This window comes from Aeromicrobium sp. REDSEA-S32_B7 (genome assembly GCF_001626145.1).
GTDB lineage: Bacteria > Actinomycetota > Actinomycetes > Propionibacteriales > Nocardioidaceae > Aeromicrobium > Aeromicrobium erythreum.
The window spans coordinates 1-2,023 of record NZ_LUNF01000008.1 but is presented as its reverse complement, the minus strand read 5'-3'; the positions used below and the strand labels follow the sequence as shown (position 1 = coordinate 2,023).

Here is a 2,023-nt window from a genome sequence, read left to right as displayed (position 1 = left end):
GGGGCAACATCACCGACCTCACCACCCGGCTGGCCGGCGACCTCTACCTCGTCGTCGCCGAGATAGACCTGCCCGCCGGGGCCGATGTGGACGCCGTCACCGCGGCGATCCGGGAGGCGGCGGCCGAGCTCGGGGTCGGCGCGACCCTGCGGCCCGCGGAGGCCGACGAGCTGTGAACCAGCCCGCTCCCGAGGGCCTCAACGCGCAGGTCCTCGCCTGGTCCGAGGCCGACCTCGGCGTCGAGGGCAGGGTCCTCGACGTCGTACGCGCCCCCGCGACGGTGCTGTCGACCGTGGGTGAGGCCGTCGACCCGACGTGCCCCGGCTGCGTGGGCCTCGCGGCGCCCCAGGTGGGCGTCGGGGCCCAGATGTTCTGCGTCGACGTCTCCGAGCACCCCAAGACCCGCGACCACCACGGCACGTTCGTGCTGTGCAACGCCGAGGTCGTCTCCTCCAGCCGCAACGAGAAGGCCCGCGAGGGCTGCATGAGCGTCCCCGACCTCACCGGCGACGTGAAGCGCGCCTCCCGCCTGGTCGTGCGTGGTCAGCTGCCCGGCTCGGGGGAGGAGGTCGAGCTGTCGGCCAACGCGTTCGAGGCCCGCTGCCTCCAGCACGAGATCGACCACTGCCAGGGCCTGCTCTTCGTCGACCGCGTGGCCGGTGCCCACGCGATCTACGCGCGCCAGACCTACCTGTAGCGGCTCTGCGGGGTGGACGGAGGTCCGTTCAACCTTCCGGTCGGTGCTGGTGGAGGGACGTCCGTCCACCAGCGCATAGCCTTCGCTTGGACGGACGTCCGTCCAACCAGGAATGGGCCCCCGTGTCCCAACCGGCAGAGGAAGGCGCCTTAAAAGCGCTGTGTTGCGGGTTCGAATCCCGCCGGGGGCACCGGTGTGCTGCGCGAGAGAGCGGCGAGAGAGCCGTGAGAGGGCAAGGTGCCGGGAACGTCCGGGGCCGCTGGAGCGTTGTACGACTCGAGACCCCCTAAGGTGGGTACATCCCCTGTAGGCCGCCACACCGGCGGCCCCTGTCGGCCTCCAAGGAGAGACCAACCATGCAGAGCAACAACCCGGTGTTCCGCCGGTCCGAGGCGTTCAGCGGAAGCAACGCCCACGGCAACCAGTCCTACGGCAACTCCGGCTACGGTTCTGACCCCTCGCAGTGGGGCGTCGGGACCCCCGGTGACCCCCAGGGCACGGCCTACGCGCCCGCCCCGCAGGCGCCCAGCGCCCCCATGACCATCGACTCGGTGGTCCAGAAGACCGCGATCACGCTGGGCGTCGTCATCGTGACCGCCTTCGCGACCTGGTCGCTGCTCCCGGAGATCAACGAGACCTCCGCCGAGTCGGCCATCGGCACCGTCGGCGCGGTCGCGACCTTCGGCGCCCTCGGCGCCTTCGTGCTGTCGATGGTCAACGCGTTCAAGAAGGTCGTCAGCCCGGCCCTCGTGCTGGCCTTCGCCGCCCTCGAGGGCGTCGCCCTCGGCGCGATCTCGATGATCTTCAACGTCGCCTACCCCGGTGTCGTGCAGGGCGCCGTCATCGGCACCTTCGCCGCCTTCGCCGGCACCCTGGCCGCCTACAAGGTGCTCAACATCCAGGTCAACGACAAGTTCCGCCGGTTCGTCATCGCCGCGGTGTTCGGCATGATCGGCCTGTCGCTGATGGAGCTCGTGCTCGGGCTCTTCGGCGCCCAGATCGGCCTGTTCGGCGTCTCCGGCCTCGGCATGATCACCGCGGTGGCCGGCCTGGTGCTCGGTGTGTTCATGCTGATCATGGACTTCGACTTCGTCGAGCAGGGCATCCGCTACGGCGCCCCTGAGCGCGAGTCCTGGACCGCGGCGTTCGCGATGACCGTCTCGCTGGTGTGGATCTACACCAACCTGCTGCGCATCCTGGCCTACTTCAGCCAGGACTGATCGGGGCCGCAGCGCCCCTGATCCACCACGAAGGCCCCCGGCGCCAGCCGGGGGCCTTCGTGCATGTGCGGAGACCGGCTCGTGGGGCTGAGCGCGGCCCATGGAG

2 protein-coding genes and 1 tRNA gene are annotated in these 2,023 nt (G+C 70.3%); all 3 read left to right on the top strand.

Going from position 1 to position 2,023, the window contains the following annotated elements:
* Positions 1 to 172 precede the first annotated feature (172 nt).
* The 3 genes from A6Q79_RS00415 to A6Q79_RS00405 all read left to right on the top strand — a co-directional run bounded on the left by A6Q79_RS00415 (position 173) and on the right by A6Q79_RS00405 (position 1,917).
* Positions 173 to 697: a peptide deformylase gene (locus tag A6Q79_RS00415; protein ID WP_317695264.1), complete on the top strand. Its 525-nt coding sequence runs from the start codon at positions 173 to 175 to the stop codon at positions 695 to 697.
* Between the two features lie 116 nt (positions 698 to 813).
* A tRNA-Leu gene (locus A6Q79_RS00410) sits at positions 814 to 887 on the top strand.
* A 166-nt stretch (positions 888 to 1,053) separates the two neighbouring features.
* Positions 1,054 to 1,917 (top strand): Bax inhibitor-1/YccA family protein, encoded by an 864-nt coding sequence (locus A6Q79_RS00405; protein ID WP_317695262.1) that lies wholly within the window; start codon positions 1,054 to 1,056, stop codon positions 1,915 to 1,917.
* The last annotated feature ends 106 nt before the right edge of the window (positions 1,918 to 2,023 follow it).

Coding starts and splice junctions, on each gene's coding strand:
- A6Q79_RS00405 (WP_317695262.1), top strand. CDS start 1,054: ATGCAGAGCAACAACCCGGTGTTCCGCCGGTCCGAGGCGTTCAGCGGA.